The organism is Tardiphaga sp. (assembly GCF_041424195.1).
GTDB lineage: Bacteria > Pseudomonadota > Alphaproteobacteria > Rhizobiales > Xanthobacteraceae > Tardiphaga.
Map to the genome: position 1 here is coordinate 1 of NZ_JBGMOE010000015.1, position 2,599 is coordinate 2,599.

Genomic DNA, 2,599 nt, shown 5'->3' on the forward strand with positions numbered 1-2,599 from the left:
AGGCGCGCGCTGACGGCGGCGGACCCGGCGTCGCCCTCCAGCCGCAACAGCACCCCGGCCAGCACAACCGACACCGTGGGTACATCGTCCATCACCGTTCCGATCGCGGGCTCCAACCTTCGACGTCCCGACCTGATCTGGCGCGCGACTGCCACCAGTGGCAACAATGCCGGCGTGGCGAAAGTCGCGGCCGGCTATGTCCAGGACCAAATCAAGCTATCGCCGATGTTCGAGCTTGTCCTCGGCGTGCGCTATGAATATTTCAACACCAAGGTGACCGATCGCCGCTCCGCGCAGTTCGTACCCGCTACCCAGCAGCGTAGGTTCGATGTGACCGACAACCTGTGGTCGCCGCGGGCGGGATTGATCTTCAAGCCAGCGGAGAACGCAGCGATCTACGCCGCCTATTCACGGACCTACCTGCCGCGCGGCGGCGATCAACTCGCCGGCCTGTCGATCACCAACCAGAACCTTGATCCCGAGAAATTCCAGAATTACGAAGTCGGCGCGAAGTGGGACATCGTGCCGGGCTTCAACGTCACTGCCGCGGTGTTCCGGCTTGACCGCACCAACGTGCTGGCGCTGAGCGATCCCAACAATTCGGCATCGCCGACCATCCCGATCGGGCGTCAGCGTACGGAAGGCGTCGAACTGAGCGCGCAAGGGTCGATCACCGATCAGCTGAGCGTCGTCGGAGCCTATACGTATTCCGATGGAAAATTCCGCGACACCGTGTCTGGCACCGTGCGCGCGGGGAACCAGCTGGCCAACATGCCAAAGCATAGTGGATCGATCTGGGCGCGGTTCAATCCTGGCGCGGGACTGGGCGGTGCGATCGGTGTGATTCGTCAGGGCCGCCGCTTTGCTTCAACCGACAATTTCGTCGTCATGCCCGGGTACACCCGGGTCGATGGCGCATTGTTCTACGACGTCAGCGAGAATGTCGGCCTGCAGATCAATGTCGAAAATGTGTTCAACAAGCGATACTTCCTCTACGCCAACGGTAACAACAACATTACTCCCGGTTCGCCGACCGCCTTCAAGGCAGGCCTGACTGCGAGATTCTGATCACGGCGCACGGTGTCGGCTCGTTCACAAGAGCTGTCGACACCCGCAATGTGCCACGACCAAGATGGACGTCTCTAGTCGGCGATCAAGGAAGAGTGCTTCAAACCACGCCAGAGGCAACAGGCCGCACGTTGATACCGAGTTTAGAAGAGTCGGGGAGCGGCGATTGATGGAAGCTGGAGGAACCGACACCTATGGCCCTAAAAGATTCGGCCGCGAGCGGCGGCAGCGATTTTCCCCGCGGAGCGTCCGGTTTTATCCGAAGGCTCGGTCCCGGCCTAGTGACGGGTGCCGCCGATCACGACCCGAGCGGTATCGGCACCCACAGCCAGGTGGGTGCTCAGTTCGGCTACGGACTCGTCTCGACATTCGTGCTCAGCTTTCCTTTGATGGTGGTCATTCAACAGATCGCGGCGGAAATCGGCAGCGTGACGGGCGCGGGCATCGCGCAGAATCTGCGCCGCCACTATGCGCGGCCGGTGCTGTGGACGATGGTCTCGCTGCTGCTCGTCGCCAATATCGTCAATCTTGGTGCCGACCTGAGCGCTATGGGCGCGGCGCTGGCTCTACTCGCCGGCGGCAATGCGCGCCTCTATACTTTGCTGTTCGGGATCGTCTGCATCGTGCTCGAGGTCACGTTGAGCTACCCGCGATATGCGGCGGCACTGAAGTGGACGACGCTGTCGCTGTTCACCTATGTCGCGGTGGTTATTGTCGCGCCGGTCCCGTGGGGGCGCGCGCTCACCGCGCTGATCGTGCCGGAGCTGCAATGGAACGCAGCCTATGCTACCGCGATCGTGGCTATCCTGGGCACCACGATCAGCCCCTATCTGTTCTTCTGGCAGGCGGGACAGGAGGTCGAAGAGCAGCATCGCCATCACGCCAAGCCACTTCACATCGCCCCGCGCAAGGCAGGTCCTTAGCTGGCGAGGATCCGCATGGACACGCTGACCGGCATGGCGTTCAGCACCATCGTGTCGCTGGCCATCGTCTTCGCCACGGCCGCGACCTTAAACGCGGGCGGCATTACCGACATCGAAACATCGGCCCAGGCGGCCGAAGCGCTGCGGCCGATCGCCGGTCAATTCGCTTTCGCAATGTTCGCACTCGGCATCATCGGCACCGGCCTGCTCGCCGTGCCAGTGCTCGCAGGCTCGGCGGCCTATGCCGTTACCGAGATGATCGGCGTAGCGGGAAGCCTTGACGCCAAGCCGCTCGACGCGCGTTTGTTCTACGGAACGATCGCAGTAACGACGCTAGCCGGCGCGGCGCTGAGCTCGATTGGCATCGACCCGGCGCGGGCGCTCTACTGGGCGGCGGTGGTCAACGGTGTGCTCGCGGCGCCGCTGATGGCGGTGATGATGCTGATAGTGCGCAACCCGCGCGCGATGGGGCGACTGACCTTGTCCTCCCGAGCGACGATTTTGGGCTGGTGTGCGACACTCGTGATGTTTGCGGCAACGGCGGTCTTCTTTGCCTTCGCATTGTAGGTGTAGCACCGTCCTAACTTGAACGAAGCGCGGTGCTGGAG

Annotated in this window: 1 protein-coding gene and 1 pseudogene; both read left to right on the forward strand. The window is 62.6% G+C overall.

From position 1 onward, the window contains the following. Positions 1 to 1,068: TonB-dependent receptor (locus tag ACEK02_RS02435; protein WP_371420218.1), on the forward strand; the 1,068-nt coding region annotated here is incomplete at its 5' end. A 194-nt stretch (positions 1,069 to 1,262) separates the two neighbouring features. Beyond that, positions 1,263 to 2,558: pseudogene (locus ACEK02_RS02440) on the forward strand (NRAMP family divalent metal transporter). Positions 2,559 to 2,599 lie beyond the last annotated feature (41 nt).